Raw genomic sequence first — 15,465 nt, 5'->3', positions numbered from 1 at the left:
CGTAGGCTCTGTAGGCGTGACCAGTAGCGAGCGGGCGGGGGCGGGGTTCCGGTTTGCGGACCCCGTGCTCGCGGAGGTGGTGCAGGGCGGCCTCAACGAGGTGGAGGAGCTGCTGCACAAGGTGGTGCAGAGCGAGTTCCACCCGGTGATGGAGACGTCGCTGCACCTGGTCGAGGCGGGCGGGAAGCGCATCCGCCCGCTGTTCACCATCCTGTCCGCCCAGTTCGGCGCGACCTGGGACCGCGAGAGCGTGATCAAGGCGGCGGCGGTCGTCGAGCTGACGCACCTCGCCACCCTGTACCACGACGACGTGATGGACGAGGCCACCATGCGCCGCGGCGCGGCCTCGGCCAACGCGAAGTGGGACAACAGCATCGCCATCCTCACCGGCGACTACCTCTTCGCGCACGCCTCCGCGCTGGTGGCGGACCTGGGCACGGGGGCCGCGCGGATCATCGCGGAGACGTTCTCCGAGCTGGTCACCGGCCAGATGCGCGAGACCATGGGCCCGCGCGACGGCGAGGACCCGGTCGCGCACTACCTGACCACGATCGCGGAGAAGACCGGGTCGCTGATCGCGACCGCCGCCCGGTTCGGCGCGATGTTCTCCGACGTGTCGCCGGGGCAGGTCGAGGCGCTGCGCTCGTACGGCGAGGTGATCGGGGCGGCGTTCCAGATCTCCGACGACGTCATCGACATCGCCTCCCCCACCGAGGAGTCGGGCAAGACGCCCGGCACCGACCTGCGCGAGGGCGTGAAGACCCTGCCCATGCTGTACGCGCTGGAGGACGAGCCGGACTCGCGGCTGGCGCGGCTGCTGGCTGCCCCCATCACCGACGACGCCGAGGTCGTCGAGGCGCTGGAGCTGCTGCGGGCGTCCTCGGGGCTGGCGCGGGCGCGCAAGACCCTGGACGACTACGCGGCGCGGGCGCGGGCCACCCTGGAGGTGCTGCCGGCGGGCACCGCGCGGGACGCCCTGGAGTCGGTCAGCGACTACGTGGTGACCCGCTCGCACTAGCCCCTAGGCGAGGTCGGCCACCGGCAGGCGGCGGCGGGCGCGCAGGGCGTCGACGGTGAAGATCGCCAGCGCCGCCCACACCAGGCCGAAGCCGAACCAGCGGGACGCGGGCATGGGCTCGTGCACCACGAACACGCCCCAGGCGAACTGGAGCACCGGGGCGAGGTACTGGAGCATGCCCATGGTGGCCAGCGGCACCAGCCGCGCCCCGGCGCCGAACAGCAGCAGCGGGACCGCGGTCACCAGGCCCGCCGACACCAGCCACAGCGCGTGGCCCCAGCCGTGGTCGTGGAAGGTGCCGCCGGGGCCGAGCCAGACCAGGTAGCCGATCGCGACCGGGGCCAGCACCAGGCTCTCCGCGGTCAGGCTGGCCGTGGCGTCCAGCGGCACGGTCTTCTTCAGCAGGCCGTAGAAGCCGAACGAGCAGGCCAGCACCAGCGAGATCCACGGCAGCCTGCCGTAGTCGACGGCCAGCACCACGACGGCGACGACCGCGACGCCCAGGGCCGCGAACTGGGCGACGCGCAGCCGCTCCCGCAGCACGGTCACCCCGAGCAGGACGCTGACCAGGGGGTTGATGAAGTAGCCGAGGGCGGCCTCGACGACGTGCCCGGTGTTGACCGCGTGGATGTAGACGCCCCAGTTGACCGCGATCAGCACCGACGCGGCGGTCACCATGAGCCAGCCGCGCCGGGACAGCCTGCGGATGCCCGCCCAGCGGCCGAGGACCGCCGTGAGCAGCGCCATCACCACCAGCGACCACGCGATCCGGTGGGCCAGGATCTCCACCGACCCGGCCGGCTGGAGCAGCGGCCAGTAGGCGGGCACGATGCCCCAGAGGAAGTAGGCGACGGTGCCGAAGGCGATGCCCCTGCCGGGGGTGCCGGTGCCGGTCGGAGCAGCGGAAGAAGAGGTCAACGGCGGCACGCGGGCTACTGTACGCCTGCCGTTTTGGCTGGTCAGTTGCTCCGGATGGCCTACCATCGGAGGCTGGTCCCGCGTCCGGCCGGCCCCACGCGCCGAACGAGGGGGTCAGGGTAGTTTGACACCGCTTCCCCGACCGGGTGAATACCTGGAAGCGGAGCGTGTCGGGGTGTGACAAGCAGCGGTGGGAGGGTCTCCCGTGAGTTCGCTCTTCGGGCAGGTGTGGCTGTGGAGCCTGCTGTCCTTCGCGGCAGGCGTCGCGCTGACCTGGCTGATCATGGTGCGCCCGGCCAAGCGGCAGTTGGAGGAGGCGGAGGACCGCCTGCTGACCGCGCCGCGCCCGACGACCACCACCACCGCGATCACCCCGGCCCCGGTGCGCGACCGGGCCGACGACTGGCACGTGGAGGCGTCGCGCTCGCTGACCGACGACGTGCGGCCGCCCGACCCGCCGCGCTACGACGCGGCCGACCTCAAGCGCGAGGAGCTGCTGGAGGAGCTGGACGACGAGCACCGGCCGCTGACGGACTTCGAGGAGGAGCACGACTTCCCGGAGCTGGACGACGACCGGCCGCGCAGCCTGTTCGACCGGTCGGCGCCGCAGGGCGGTGACGCCCGGGAGCCGCTGGGGGCGGAGGCCGGTCGGGATTCGGCCGGTCGGGAGCTGGCCGGCCGTGAGGTGCCTGGCCGTGAGGTGCCGGGTCGCGACCCGGCCGGTCGCGGGTCGTCGGCGCGTGAGGTGTCGGTGCCGTCGCGCCGGGGCGTCGACGAGGAGCCGGAGCTGCCGGCCGAGGAGACGCACCTGATGCCCGCCGTGCCGGTGGCCGAGGTCGCGCCGCGCCGCGAGGAGCCGGTCGCGCCGCCCGAGGTGCGGGCGTTCCAGCCGCGCGAGGTGTGGCGCGAGGAGACCGTGGTCCAGGAGGTCTACGACCAGGACCACCTCCCGGGCCGGCACCAGGAGGAGGACGACGAGCCCGAGCGCCGGGGTTCCGAGGAGACGGCCCTCATCCCGGCGACCGAGCTGGCGCGGGCCATCGCGGAGGTGGACCGGGACGACCCCCAGGTCTGGCCGGAGCACGACCTGACCGGGCACTTCGCGCCCGTGGACGTCGAGGCCGACCGGCACGGGCCGGCGACCGAGATCCTCAGGCCGGTGTCCGGCGAGCGGTCCGCCCCTCCCGTCCCGGAGGTCGAGCCGCGCGAGCGCCGGGCGCCCGAGGTGGTGGCCGCGCCGGAGGTGCCGCCCGCGCCGCGCCACGAGGCCCCGACCGGTGAACCGAGGCACTCCGACACCTGGCCGGAGGACGGCCGGTCCGGGAACGCCTGGTCCGGGGACGTCCGGGCCGGGGATGCCAGGGCCGGGGACGTCCGGGCCGGGGACGACCACCCCACCGAGGTGCGCCCCGTCGAGCCGGAACCGTTCGAGCCCGCGTTCGTCGAGCCCACCCCCGCCGAGCCCACCCCCGCCGAGCCCGAGCCGTTCGTGCCCACGTTCGTCGAACACCAGACCCCGGAGCCGGCGCCGAAGCCCGCCGCCGCTCCCGAGCCCGAGCCCGCCCCGAAGCCCGCCCCGGCGGCGAAGGAGGAGCCGACCCGCCCGCGCAGCCTGTTCGAGCCGCTGCCGACGTCGGAGGCAGAGGCCGAGCCGGAGCCGGAGCCGTCCCGCCCGGCGGCGAGGGTGGGCGACGACCAGCCGTTCGTGCCCAAGCTGGCGCCGGAGCTGCTGGCGGCCACCGGGGGCGACCAGGTGACCGCCGGGAGCACCGCGGGCACGGGCCTGCCGCAGCGCTCCGCCCGCCGGTCGGGCGACCGGCGCGCCTCGTCGCCCGCGTCCACGCCCGCGCCCGCGCCGAAGCCGGCCGTCCCGCCCGCCGCCCGCCCGGTCCGCCCGCGCCCGGTGGGCTTCAGCCCGAGCACCGGCGGTCGGCCCGCGAGCAGCAGCACCCGGTACCGGGGGCAGGAGGAGGGCTTCAACCCGCGCTCCCCGTTCGGGCCGGGCTCCGTGCTGCCGAAGTCGGACGGCATGGCACCCGCGCCCGACTTCCAGGTGAAGGCCACCCTCACCGGTCGCCGCTACTTCACCAGCGAGTCGGCGAACTTCCGCGAGACCCGCGCCGACGTCTGGTTCCGCACGACGTCGGACGCGGAGAAGGCCGGCTTCCACCAGGCTCCCTAGAGGAGCGGGCCCGCCGACGTCCGGTCGGCGGGCCCCCGCCTCGCGCCTTGCCTCGCCGCTTCGCCCTGCTCCCCGCCTCGCCCCGCGCTCATCGCCCCGACCCGCGCCGCCCCGGCCACCAACCCTGCCCCGCCCCTCGCCCCTGCCCCCACCCCGGCCAGTCGCGGGCGACCTGCTGTCCCGCCGCGCCGTTTCGCCACCGTCGTCGGCCTGGGCGCCGCGCCCCTGGGGATGGCGCCGGCCGGACCCGCCGCCGAGCGCGTCGGCGCGGGCGCGGTGCTCGTGGTGGGTGCGGTGGCCGCCGTGGTCAGCGTGCCGCTCACGCCGGCGGTGCGCTCGGTCCGGCAGCTCCCGGCCGAGCCCGCCGACCGGCCGAGCGAGCCGGCTGCCGGGCTCGCGTGATCACCCGGGCTGGGGCTGCCCAGCCCGAGCGACCACCGACTCCGGCCACGTTCCGAAACTGCCAGGCACCGGCCGGCATCAGCCGGCAGTATGAAACCGGGCCCCCACGGGGGCGCCCGCACCACGGTTTCCCTGGGGAGGGAACACGAGAGGGCCCCTGTTCCGGGAGGCGGAACAGGGGCCCTCCGTCTGTCCGGGGGACCGCCGGCCTAGCCGACCACGGTCCAGGTGTCCTTGCCGTGCAGCAGCGCCGCGAGGTCCGCGGGCTTCCCCGCCTGGGCCTCGGTGACCTGCGCGCGCGCCGCGTCGTCGTACGTCGTGCGCGAGACCTTCCGGAACACGCCCGTCACGGTGTGCCGGAGGTCCTGCGTCGACAGGCGGGACAGGGCGAACGCCAGGTTCAGGTCCGCCGCGTCGTGCACCACCACGTCGGACGCGGCCACCTCGGCGGTCTTGGCGATGGCCAGGCCGAAGCCGTCCCGGACCACCGCGTACTCGCCGCCGCCGAAGGTGATCGGCTGCCCGTCCACCACGTTGATGATCCGCTGCGACGCCTCGTCGGCGTCCTTGAGCACGTCGAACGCGCCGTCGTTGAAGATCGGGCAGTTCTGGTAGATCTCCACCAGCGCCGAACCCCGGTGCTCGGCCGCCTGCCGCAGCACCTCGGTCAGGCCCGCGCGGTCCGAGTCGACCGCCCGGCCGATGAACGTGGCCTCCGCGCCCAGCGCCAGCGACACCGGGTTGAACGGGTGGTCCAGCGACCCGAACGGCGTGGACTTGGTGACCTTGCCCTCCTCGGAGGTGGGCGAGTACTGGCCCTTGGTCAGGCCGTAGATCCGGTTGTTGAACAGCAGGATCTTGAGGTTCACGTTGCGGCGCAGCGTGTGGATGAGGTGGTTGCCGCCGATGGACAGCGCGTCGCCGTCACCGGTCACCACCCACACCGACAGGTCCGGCCGCGCCACGGCCAGGCCGGTCGCGATGGCCGGCGCGCGCCCGTGGATGGAGTGCATCCCGTAGGTGTTCATGTAGTACGGGAACCGCGACGAACAGCCGATGCCCGAGACGAACACGATGTTCTCGCGCTTGAGGCCCAGCGAGGGCAGGAAGGACTGCACGGCGTTGAGCACCACGTAGTCACCGCAGCCGGGGCACCAGCGGACCTCCTGGTCCGACTTGTAGTCCTTGGCCTTCTGCGGTTCGTCGGAGGTGGGCACACCAGCGAGGCCCCCCAGGCCCGGCAGACCCAGATCCGTTGTGGTCATTCGGACACTCCCTTGATCACGTCGGCGAGCACGTCCTGCAACTCCTCCGCCTTGAACGGCAGGCCCTGCACCTTGGTGTAGCTGATCGCGTCGACCAGGTACTTGGCGCGCAGCAGCAGCGCCAGCTGACCCAGGTTCATCTCCGGCACGATCACGCGGTCGTAGCGCTTGAGCACCTCGCCCAGGTTGCGCGGGAACGGGTTGAGGTGCCGCAGGTGGGCGTGCGCCACGGGCAGCCCCAGCTTGCGCACCCGGCGCGCGGCGGCGCCGATCGGGCCGTAGGACGACCCCCAGCCGACGACCAGCACGCGCGCCTGCCCGGACGGGTCGTCCACCACGACGTCGGGCACCTCGATGCCGTCGATCTTGCGCTGGCGCAGCCGCACCATGAAGTCGTGGTTGGCGGGGTCGTAGGAGATGTTGCCGGTGCCGTCGGCCTTCTCCAGGCCGCCGATGCGGTGCTGGAGGCCCGGGGTGCCGGGGACGGCCCACGCGCGGGCCAGCGTCTCCGGGTCGCGCAGGTACGGCCAGAACGCGCCGTCGGGGCCGTTGGGCTGCGTGGCGAACTCCACCCGCAGGTCGGGCAGCGCGTCGATGTCCGGGATCAGCCACGGCTCGGAGCCGTTGGCGATCGCGCCGTCGGACAGCAGCAGCACGGGGGTGCGGTAGGCCAGCGCGATGCGGGCGGCCTCCAGCGCGGCGTCGAAGCAGTCGGCGGGCGACTGGGGCGCGACCACCGGCACCGGCGACTCGCCGTTGCGGCCGAACATCGCCTGGAGCAGGTCGGCCTGCTCGGTCTTGGTGGGCAGGCCGGTGGACGGGCCGCCGCGCTGCACGTCGATGACCAGCAGCGGCAGCTCGGTCATCACGGCCAGGCCGATGGTCTCGGACTTCAGCGCGATGCCGGGGCCGGAGGTGGAGGTCACGCCGAGCGCGCCGCCGTAGGAGGCGCCCAGGGCCGCGCCGATGCCCGCGATCTCGTCCTCGGCCTGGAGCGTGGTGATGCCGAAGTTCTTGTGCCGGGACAGCTCGTGGAGGATGTCCGACGCCGGGGTGATCGGGTAGGTGCCGAGCACCACGGGCAGCTCGGCGAGCCGGCCGGCCGCGACGATGCCGTAGGCGAGCGCGGTGTTGCCGGTGATCTGGCGGTAGGTGCCCGGGTTGAGCCTGGCGGGCGCGACCTCGTAGGTCACCGCGAAGGACTCGGTGGTCTCGCCGTAGTTCCAGCCCGCCCGGAACGCCAGCACGTTGGCCTCGGCGATGTCGGGCTTCTTGGCGAACTTCTCGCGCAGGAACCGCTCGGTGCCCTCGGTGGGCCGGTGGTACATCCACGACAGCAGGCCCAGGGCGAACATGTTCTTCGCCCGCTCGGCGTCCTTCTTGCCCAGGCTGGTGTTCTCCAGGGCGCCGATGGTCAGGGTGGCCATGGCCACCTCGTGGACCTGGTACGCCTCCAGGGAGTTGTCCTCCAGGGGGTTGGCGGCGTAGCCGACCTTGATCAGGTTGCGCTTGCTGAACTCGTCGGTGTTGACGATCAGCATGCCGCCCTTGGGCAGGTCGCCGATGTTGGCCTTGAGCGCCGCCGGGTTCATCGCCACCAGCACGTCGGGGCGGTCGCCGGGGGTGAGGATGTCGTAGTCGGCGAAGTGCAGCTGGAAGCTGGACACGCCGGGCAGGGTGCCCTGTGGCGCGCGGATCTCGGCCGGGAAGTTCGGCAGGGTCGCGAGGTCGTTGCCGAACGCGGCGGCCTCGGAGGTGAACCGGTCGCCCGTGAGCTGCATGCCGTCACCGGAGTCGCCGGCGAACCGGATCACCACGCGGTCGAGCTTGCGGACCGTTCCTCCCGAGGAGCCACCCGGGGCGGCGCCGTTACCAACGTCGGTAGTCATTCCTCCGCCGATCCCTTTCTCACACCCGCTTCGGGAGCCAGTGCCCCGTCCCCCGCGTGTCCGAGGGTAGTCGTGTCGCCGGGCGCCCCGGTTCGTGACGTACCACTCTGCGGGACGATCCGTCCCACTCGGCGCCGTGGCCGGTCAACTAGGGGTCGACTAGGGGCTTTTGTGCTTACCGGCAGGTAACTGCTACTCGAAGTTACGGCCGGGGAGCCGCGCTGTCCAGCTCAGCCCTTACCGCTGATCCGGCCCTTCGCGGCGGCGAGCCCGGCCTGGAACTCCGGGGTGCCGATCGAGGCCGCCTGCGGTGCCAGTTCGACGTCCACGGCCCGACCGTGGTCGGCCAGGTCGGCGGTCGCGCGCATCGACGCCTTGGTGGTCCGGACGAGGTCGCGCGGCGCGTCGGCGGCCGGTCGGGCCAGCTCCGCGGCGGCGGCGACCAGCTCGTCGTGCCCGCCCTCGACCCGCTGCCAGGCCAGCCCGCGCGCCACCGCCGCGTCGGCGTCCAGGACCTGCCCGAACAGCGTCATCGCGGTCGCGGTCTGGGGGCCGACGAGGCGCTGGAGCATCCACGTCATCCCGCCGCCCGGGTGGATGCCCAGCTGGAGGAACCGGGGGTCGAACCGGGCCCGGGGACCGACCAGGCGCACGTCGCACGCGAGCGCCAGGTTCAGCCCCGCGCCCACCGCCGCGCCGCCCACGGCCGCGACCGTGGGCAGGGAGCAGTTCGCCACCGCCAGGAAACCCGCGTAGACGCGCCGCAGGCCCTCCTCGCGGGCCTCGCCCAGCACGGTCAGGTCCGCGCCCGCGCAGAACGCCGGGGGAGTGCCCGTCACCACGACGGCGTGCACGCCGGTGTCCGACTCGCAGGTCCGCACCGCGTCCGCGAGCCGGTCGGACAGGTCGAGCGTGAGCGCGTTGCGGCGTTCGGGGTCGTGCACGGTGATGACCGCCACGCGGTCGGAGCGGTCCAGCAGCACCTCGGCCATGCCGCGACTTTAGGGGGCCGGTGGTTTCGGGGGGTCGGCCTAGGGGGCGGGCGGCCGGTCCAGCAGCCGGGACAGCACCACGGTGGAGACGGTCCGGTCGACGATCTCCACGGCGCGCAGCCGCTCCAGGGCGGTCTCCAGGTGGTGGATGTTCGCGGCGCGCAGGTGCACGATCGCGTCCGCCGCGCCGGAGACCGTGTAGGCGGCCCTGACCTCGGCCATCGGCTCCAGGTGCTGCTGGATGTCGTGCGGCGCCACGTTGCCGCGGCAGTGCACCTCGACGAGGGCCTCCGTGCCCCAGCCCAGCCGCTCCGGGTCCACGACCGCGGTGAAGCCGCGCAGGACGCCCGTGTCCAGCAGCTTGTCGACCCGCCGCTTCACCGCGGGGGCGGACAGGCCCACCCCCTTGCCGATGTCGGCGTAGCTGGAGCGGGCGTTGGCCATCAGGCACGAAATGATTCGCTGGTCGATCGAGTCCACACGCAACATTCTGCACCAGAAGACGCAATATCGCGGCGTTGATCGATGGTCTGAGGCCCATCTACATTTCGATCCATGACCTCGGTTTCCCTCGTGGGCCCCGGTGAAGAGCCGATCGTGCTGGACGTGCCGACCGCCCCGGTACGCGTGCCGACCACCCGTCGGTACCTCATGTGCGCGCCGGAGCACTTCACCGTCGCGTACTCGATCAACCCGTGGATGGACCCGACGCGGCCCATCAGCACGGCGCTGGCGGTCGAGCAGTGGACGGCCCTCAAGGAGACCTACGAGGGGCTCGGGCACCGGGTCGAGACCATCCAGCCGGAGCCCGGCCTGCCGGACATGGTGTTCGCGGCCAACTCCGGCACCGTGGTCGACGGCCGGGTCCTCGGTTCCCGCTTCCGGGCCCCGCAGCGCGCCGCCGAGGCCGACCACTTCCGCCGCTGGTTCCTGGCCAACGGCTACCGCGACGTGGTGATGCCGGAGCGCACGAACGAGGCCGAGGGCGACCTCGCCTGGACCGGCAGGTACCTGCTGGCCGGGACCGGCTTCCGCACCGACCCCCTGGCGCACGCGGAGGCGCAGGAGGCGCTGGGGGTGCCCGTGATCTCGCTCCAGCTGGTCGACCCCAGGTACTACCACCTCGACGTGGCGCTGTTCGTGCTGGCGGACGACCTGGTCGCGTACTACCCGGAGGCGTTCTCGCCGGGCAGCCTGCGGGTGCTGGAGCGCCTGTTCCCCGACGCCGTGGTCGCGACGGAGGAGGACGCGGCGTGCCTGGGGCTGAACGCCGTGTCCGACGGGCGGCACGTGGTGCTGCCGGTGGAGGCCGTGCACCTGGCGGGCGAGGTGGCGAAGCGCGGGTTCGAGCCGGTGTTCGTGGACATCTCGGAGCTCCGGAAGTCCGGTGGCGGGCCCAAGTGCTGCACGATGGAACTGCGGGACTGATCCGGTCTGTTCCGGGGTCTGAGCTTCGCGCTGGTCAGCCTGGTGGGACCTGGCTGACCAGCGCGGATACCACCCGGTTACCAGTGGCACTTCGGTCGTGATCGGACGTCTCAGGCGTGTCGCAGTCCACCCGGTCCGTGGTCGCTGTACTGTGGTCGGTGAGCACGTCCCGTTCTCGCGGGGCGTCCGATGGCGGAGGGTGAGGGGGGATCGATGAGACCAACAGGTCTGCATCTCCTGAGCCTTTTCGTTATCGCACTTATTGGCTGAACCTGCCCTAAAACCGGGGGAAGTGCTCCGTGCGGGGATGGGCCTGGCTCTTTTCCTGAGTCCTTCGATCGTCCTCGTCGCGCTTTGCGTCGTGTTGGCGAAGCGCTTCGTCCGAGGGCGGTCGAAGAGGAAGTATGTGCAGGTCGATACCGGTTCGGGCGTCCGGAACCACATCTCGGGCCCGGTCTCGGGTGATGCCGTCCAGGCAGGGGCGGTCTACATCATCAACGTGTACCACTCCGCCTGTGCGGAAAATTGCGGGCACTGTCGTGGCAACTGATTGATCACCGATTCCACCGGCGATCGTCCCCGCTGCCTTCCAGCACTCCTGCGGGGCTGAACGGCAATGCGTGTGAGGCCATGCCGGATGTGGTGGCGCGAGTGGCTCCGGCCAGGGTGCCGGAGCCACCGGCGCCGATCACGGCCGCCGGCCCGTGAGGCCCAGGACGCGGTGGAGCAGCGGCGCGTCCGCGGGCACCGGCACCTCGGGCCCGTAGATGCCCATGTCACGCCCCATCTGCGCGGTCGGCACGAGGTCGCGGTGGACCTGCTCCAGCACGTCGTCGTCCCACTCGGGCGCCTGACCGGTCGCCCGAGCCAGGTCCCAGGTGTGGACGACGACCTCGCCGAGCACCATGCCGCCCACCAGCTCGGCCGGCATCTCGTGCGGCCCGCCCATGCGCGTCGTGCCCGTCCACGCCCCCGGCGCGCTCCACGCGTCGGCCGTGCGGTGGAGCTGCGCGGTCAGGTCCGCCGCCCAGTCGCCGGTGGTGAGGTCGACGTCCGACTCGGCGGCGGCGGGCGGCGGCACGCTCTCCTTGCGCGCCGCGCCTTCGAGGGACGGACCCCAGAACAGCAGGTGGTGCACCAGCGCGCGCACGTCGTACTCGCTGCACGGCGTGGGCGTGCCCAACTGGTCGGGCTGAACGCCGCCGACGACCTCGACGGCGGTCTTCACGGCCCGGGGGATCAACTGCTCACGAGACATGCCGCCACCGTAGGAACGGGGTGCCGGGCGTGTCTTGAACAAAGGCGACATACGCTCCCGGGCGTGACGCGGGACGAGCGCGAGCTGGCCTGGCGCCGCCACCAGCGGCACGAGTTCCTGGAGCCCTCGCCCGACCTGGCGGCGTTCGTCGCGCGGTACTGGGCGGTCGAGTGGACCTACGACCGCCCGTACCGGCAGCTGATCGTGCCCTACCCGAACGTGCAGCTGTCGTTCCACGAGAGCGGGCCTCAGGTGCACGGCGTGTCCAGCGGCCACGTCTTCCAGGAGCTGGACGGGACCGGCCGCGTCTTCGGCGTCGCCTTCCACCCCGGCGCGTTCCGGCCGTTCCTGGGCGCCCCGGTCCAGTCGATCACCGACCGCAGCCTGCCCGCCGCCGACGTGTTCACCGGCCTGCCGGCGCGCGCGGACGTGGAGTCGGTCGAGGCGGCGCTGCGCGCGAACCTGCCCGAGCCCGACCCGCGGGCCCGCCACGCGGTCGAGGTCGTCGACCTGGTCATCGCCCAGCCGCACGTCACGCGGGTCGACGTGCTGGCCCGGGAACTGGGCACCACCGTGCGCAGCGTGCAGAGGCTGTTCACCGAGCACGTGGGCATCAGCCCGAAGTGGGTGATCCGCCGCTACCGGCTGCGCGAGGTGACCGAGCGGATGGCGGCGGGCGGGCGCATCGACTGGGCGGCGCTGGCGGCCGACCTGGGGTACGCGGACCAGTCCCACTTCGTGCGCGACTTCACCGCCATGTTCGGTGAGACGCCGACCCGGTACGCGCAGCGCTACGGCTAGCCCTCCGGCCGCCGCGGGCGACACCCGTCAGGGCGGTTTCCGGCAGGGTCGAGCTCACTCCTCGAACGGGTGACACGCGCCGACCGGTACACCCGACCCCACAGGCGAACCACTCCTGTGCGTGATTCCGCGACATGTCACCCGTACGGTTGATCGGTCTAGCGAGCCGGGCCCTGTCGGTGCTCCGATCGACGGCACTCGCCGTCGACCGACGTAGGGAGCGCACCATGAACGACATCGACGCCCAGCGACCGTCGCACCGACCGCGGCGCGATCCGCAGGGCACCGCGGAACCGCCGAAGCCCGCCTCACCGCGGCAGCTCACCGGGCTGGAGTGGTTGGTGCGCCAGGCCCAGCGGCGCCGCCCGGCGCGCTAGTCGGGCACCTCGCGCTGGAACGCCGCCCACAGCAGGTTCAACGGGTGGTCGGCCGGGAACTTCGCCCGCTCCTCCTTGCGGGCGAAGACCCCGACCAGGCGCTCCAGCTGCGGCTTCCGGTCGTTCTTCAGCTCCACCACCCGCAGTCCGGACCCCTCGCGCAGCTCGCCGTTCGCGGCGACCACGCCGAGGCCCGAGGTGACGATCATGCAGCCCTCGACCAGACCCGAGCGCAACAGGGACATGCCGTACTGGATCTCGTCGATTTCTGCCGCTATGTCCAGTTCGTTCCGGTAATCCGGACCGAACCAGCCGCGCAGGAATTCGGCGATCAGCCCGTCGCCCGGCACCACCAGCGGCAGGCCGGGCAGCTCGCCCGTGCCGACGCGGTCGCCGAGCCGGTGCGGCGGCAGGTTCGTGAGCAGCGCCAACCCGCCCCGGCGCCACTCGATGACGTCGAACTCGTCGAACCCGGTCGACCGGCCCGCGGTCGTCACCACGCTGCCGCAGACGATGTCGACCTCCTTGGACTCCAGGCTCGTCCAGATGTCCTTCGTGCGGATGTGCACGACCTTCAGCTCCACGTCCCGCCGGCGGAAGTCCTCCACCACGTGGTGCCACGCCTTCGCCAGCGAGTCGAGCATGAACCGAGTGGTACCCACCGTCAGCGTGGTGCCGAGCTTGCGCCGGCACTCGTGAATCGAATCCAGCCACTCGCTCAGCGTCCGGCGCGCCAATTCCACCAACGCCTCGCCCGTCGGGGTGATCAGCACGTCTTTCCCGCGCCCCTGCTTGACCACGAGCGGCTCGCCGCACAGCTGCTTGAAGTTGCGGTTGAGCGTGTCGACCTGCTTCTGCACGCTGGACTGCTCCCGCCCGAGCACCCGTGCCGCGCGCAGCGCCGACCGCGTCTCGTACACCGCGATCAGCGTCCTGAGCTGGTCCAACGTGGTGTCCAGCAGCACCGGCGAGGCGTGCAGGAGTCTGCTGAGCCGGTTGCCCGCGGGCAGGAGCAGCTGGGTCGAGGTCGACATGCAGGGCCTCTCGGGTCGGGGCGAGATGTTCTACCGGTCAGTTGTACTGAACTTGGCCACAGTTCACGGTGAAATTATCCGAAGATCTTGGTGCTTTCCCTGGACAGTAAGCGAGGCCCGTAAGAGACTTCTTCCGCAACCAGGTGCGTGTTCACGTGGGAGCAATCGTGGGGGGTATTGGGGGGTTGGGGGCCCGCCGGGCGAGAGCCCGGCGGGCCCCCACGTATTAACCTCGTCCCCCGTGACGGTTTCCACCTTGGACTGGGGCACGACGTACCGGGTCACCGTGCTCGACCTCGGCCTGGCCTGCTGCGGCGTCGAGGTCATGGCGGCCCTGGAGGGCCACCGCCCGGAACAGCTCGCCGCCCTGGGGGTCGACCCGGTGCACGCGGCCGGCGAGGCCCACGTGCTCGTCGTGTCCGGCACGGTCACCGACGCCATGTTGCCCGCGGTGATCGCCTCGTACCAGGAGATGCCGGAACCCCGCTACGTCCTGTCCGTCGGGGCGTGCAGTAACACCGGCGGCCCGTACTGGGACTCCTACAGCGTGACCAAGGGCATCGACCAGGTCCTGCCGGTCCACGTGGCCGTCCCCGGCTGCCCGCCGCGCCCCGAGGCGCTGCTGGACGGCCTCGCCGCGCTCCACCGGCTGATCTCGTGAGCGCGGCCTCGGGGGACCTGGCCGCGCGCGTGCCGGGCGCGCGGGTGGAGGCGGCGTTCGGGCAGAGCACGGCGCACGTGCCGCTCGACTCGTGGGTGGCGGCCGCCCGCCACGTGCGCGACGAGCTGGGCTGCGCCCAGTTCGACTGGCTCGGCGTCGAGGACGCGGGCCGGCCGGGCGCCGCCGGTCAGCGGCACGCCGTGCTGCTGCACGTGCTGCACCCCGGGACCGGGGACGGTGTGCTGCTGCGCACCGAGCTGGGGCCGGAGGACGCGCTGCCGAGCGTGGCGGGACTGTGGGCGGGGGCGGGGTGGCACGAGCGGGAGGCCGCCGAGATGTTCGGCCTGGCGCTCGACCGCGAGGCCGCCCACCTGCTGCTGCCCGACAGCTTCAGCGGGCACCCGCTGCGCAAGGACTTCGTGCTGGCGTCCCGCGTGGTGCGCCCGTGGCCGGGGCGGCTCGAACCCGGTGAGGACGGCACGTCCGCGCCCAGCCGTAGGCGCGCCGCGCCGCCCGGCGTGCCCGACCCGTCGTGGGGACCGCGATACGAGGAGAACACCGGTGACTGACCACGCCTCCCCGGGCCGGGACTTCCCGGAGCACGTCCCGCCGGAGCACGACCCGGCCGGCCGGGGCTCGTCCGAGCGCGATCCGGCCGCCCAGGGCGCGCCGGAGGACGTTTCCCCTGGTCGGGGCTCGACCGAGCACGACCCGGCCGGCCGGGCCGCGCCGCCCCACGTCTCGCCGGAGCCGGTCGCGGCCACCCTGCCCCCACGCACCCGCGGCGTGATCGCGCTGCTGGAGGCCAACTGCACGGTGTGCATGATCTGCGCCCGCGAGTGCCCCGACTGGTGCATCCACATCGACTCGCACACCGAGACCGAGCAGGCGCCCGGCTCGGCCCGCCCCCGGGCCCGCAACGTGCTCGACCGGTTCGCCATCGACTACGGCTCGTGCCTGTACTGCGGGATCTGCGTGGAGGCGTGCCCGTTCGACGCCCTGCACTGGGCGCCCGACTTCTCCTACCCCGGCACGGGCACCCCGGCGGGCGAGGGCGCCGTGGCCGAACTGGTCCAGGAACGCGACGTGCTGGGCGCGTGGGTCGCGCACGTGCCGCCCCCGCCGCCGCTGGACGCGGGCGCCGAGCCCGCGCCGGAGAGCACCGCCGCCCGACCGGCACGACCGGGTGCCGGAACCCCCGGCCGGCCGGGCGCGTTGAGGGGGAGGACGTAGAACAGCC

Annotated in this window: 16 protein-coding genes; 9 read left to right on the top strand and 7 right to left on the bottom strand. The window is 72.8% G+C overall.

Annotated features, from left to right (window positions below; all coding sequences use genetic code 11):
- Positions 1–16: 16 nt before the first annotated feature.
- Positions 17–1,018 carry a polyprenyl synthetase family protein gene (locus tag ACFP3R_RS08415; RefSeq protein ID WP_380634394.1) on the top strand — a complete coding sequence of 334 codons (1,002 nt, stop codon included), beginning with the start codon at positions 17–19 and terminating at the stop codon, positions 1,016–1,018.
- Between the two features lie 3 nt (positions 1,019–1,021).
- On the opposite strand, the gene rarD is transcribed toward ACFP3R_RS08415, so the two are convergent.
- Positions 1,022–1,945: an EamA family transporter RarD gene (rarD, locus tag ACFP3R_RS08410; protein WP_380634392.1), complete on the bottom strand. Its 924-nt coding sequence runs from the start codon at positions 1,943–1,945 to the stop codon at positions 1,022–1,024.
- 196 nt (positions 1,946–2,141) lie between these two features.
- Between rarD and ACFP3R_RS08405 the strand changes: the two genes are divergently transcribed.
- Complete coding sequence (locus ACFP3R_RS08405; protein ID WP_380634391.1) at positions 2,142–4,118, top strand: sunset domain-containing protein; 1,977 nt, start codon at positions 2,142–2,144, stop codon at positions 4,116–4,118.
- A gap of 231 nt (positions 4,119–4,349) precedes the next feature.
- The gene (locus tag ACFP3R_RS08400; protein ID WP_380634390.1) at positions 4,350–4,520 is read left to right on the top strand and encodes a hypothetical protein; all 171 of its coding nucleotides are present in this window, start codon (positions 4,350–4,352) and stop codon (positions 4,518–4,520) included.
- Positions 4,521–4,729: 209 nt separating this feature from the next.
- Here the strand turns inward: ACFP3R_RS08400 and ACFP3R_RS08395 are convergent, their stop codons facing one another.
- From ACFP3R_RS08395 to ACFP3R_RS08380, 4 genes are all read right to left on the bottom strand, one after another.
- Positions 4,730–5,785: a 2-oxoacid:ferredoxin oxidoreductase subunit beta gene (locus ACFP3R_RS08395; protein ID WP_380634389.1), complete on the bottom strand. Its 1,056-nt coding sequence runs from the start codon at positions 5,783–5,785 to the stop codon at positions 4,730–4,732.
- Positions 5,782–7,674: a 2-oxoacid:acceptor oxidoreductase subunit alpha gene (locus ACFP3R_RS08390; protein WP_380634388.1), complete on the bottom strand. Its 1,893-nt coding sequence runs from the start codon at positions 7,672–7,674 to the stop codon at positions 5,782–5,784. Before ACFP3R_RS08390 ends, ACFP3R_RS08395 begins: the two co-directional genes overlap by 4 nt.
- A 230-nt stretch (positions 7,675–7,904) precedes the next feature.
- Entirely contained in the window at positions 7,905–8,666 is a 762-nt protein-coding gene (locus tag ACFP3R_RS08385) for an enoyl-CoA hydratase (protein WP_380634386.1), read from the bottom strand.
- A gap of 39 nt (positions 8,667–8,705) precedes the next feature.
- Positions 8,706–9,146: an Lrp/AsnC family transcriptional regulator gene (locus tag ACFP3R_RS08380; protein ID WP_380634385.1), complete on the bottom strand. Its 441-nt coding sequence runs from the start codon at positions 9,144–9,146 to the stop codon at positions 8,706–8,708.
- Positions 9,147–9,221: 75 nt separating this feature from the next.
- On the opposite strand from ACFP3R_RS08380, the gene ddaH reads away from it, so the two are divergent.
- Positions 9,222–10,094 carry a dimethylargininase gene (gene ddaH / locus ACFP3R_RS08375; protein ID WP_380634384.1) on the top strand — a complete coding sequence of 291 codons (873 nt, stop codon included), beginning with the start codon at positions 9,222–9,224 and terminating at the stop codon, positions 10,092–10,094.
- Positions 10,095–10,782: 688 nt separating this feature from the next.
- Here the strand turns inward: ddaH and ACFP3R_RS08370 are convergent.
- The gene (locus ACFP3R_RS08370) at positions 10,783–11,352 is read right to left on the bottom strand and encodes a TIGR03086 family metal-binding protein (protein WP_380634382.1); all 570 of its coding nucleotides are present in this window, start codon (positions 11,350–11,352) and stop codon (positions 10,783–10,785) included.
- A gap of 63 nt (positions 11,353–11,415) precedes the next feature.
- On the opposite strand from ACFP3R_RS08370, the gene ACFP3R_RS08365 reads away from it, so the two are divergent.
- Both ACFP3R_RS08365 and ACFP3R_RS08360 read left to right on the top strand, forming a co-directional pair.
- Complete coding sequence (locus ACFP3R_RS08365) at positions 11,416–12,153, top strand: DUF6597 domain-containing transcriptional factor (RefSeq protein ID WP_380634381.1); 738 nt, start codon at positions 11,416–11,418, stop codon at positions 12,151–12,153.
- A 227-nt stretch (positions 12,154–12,380) separates the two neighbouring features.
- On the top strand, positions 12,381–12,530 hold the full coding sequence (locus ACFP3R_RS08360; RefSeq protein ID WP_380634379.1) for a hypothetical protein: 150 nt from the start codon (positions 12,381–12,383) through the stop codon (positions 12,528–12,530).
- On the opposite strand, the gene ACFP3R_RS08355 is transcribed toward ACFP3R_RS08360, so the two are convergent.
- Positions 12,527–13,564 carry a LysR family transcriptional regulator gene (locus ACFP3R_RS08355; protein ID WP_380634378.1) on the bottom strand — a complete coding sequence of 346 codons (1,038 nt, stop codon included), beginning with the start codon at positions 13,562–13,564 and terminating at the stop codon, positions 12,527–12,529. The two genes, ACFP3R_RS08360 and ACFP3R_RS08355, sit on opposite strands and share 4 nt — an antisense overlap.
- A 241-nt stretch (positions 13,565–13,805) precedes the next feature.
- Here ACFP3R_RS08355 and ACFP3R_RS08350 point away from each other — a divergent pair, with 241 nt between their 5' ends.
- The 3 genes from ACFP3R_RS08350 to ACFP3R_RS08340 are packed head-to-tail and all read left to right on the top strand — an operon-like array spanning position 13,806 to position 15,458.
- The gene (locus ACFP3R_RS08350) at positions 13,806–14,225 is read left to right on the top strand and encodes an NADH-quinone oxidoreductase subunit B (RefSeq protein WP_380634376.1); all 420 of its coding nucleotides are present in this window, start codon (positions 13,806–13,808) and stop codon (positions 14,223–14,225) included.
- The gene (locus tag ACFP3R_RS08345) at positions 14,222–14,794 is read left to right on the top strand and encodes an NADH-quinone oxidoreductase subunit C (RefSeq protein WP_380634374.1); all 573 of its coding nucleotides are present in this window, start codon (positions 14,222–14,224) and stop codon (positions 14,792–14,794) included. The genes ACFP3R_RS08350 and ACFP3R_RS08345 overlap by 4 nt, the downstream gene beginning before the upstream one ends.
- Positions 14,787–15,458, top strand: a complete 672-nt coding sequence (locus ACFP3R_RS08340) for a 4Fe-4S binding protein (RefSeq protein ID WP_380634373.1) — start codon at positions 14,787–14,789, stop codon at positions 15,456–15,458. The genes ACFP3R_RS08345 and ACFP3R_RS08340 overlap by 8 nt, the downstream gene beginning before the upstream one ends.
- The last annotated feature ends 7 nt before the right edge of the window (positions 15,459–15,465 follow it).

The organism is Saccharothrix lopnurensis (assembly GCF_042658445.1).
Taxonomy (GTDB): Bacteria; Actinomycetota; Actinomycetes; order Mycobacteriales; family Pseudonocardiaceae; genus Actinosynnema; species Actinosynnema lopnurensis.
Note: the sequence above shows the minus strand (reverse complement) of the source record. Positions and strands in the feature narration are given on the sequence as shown.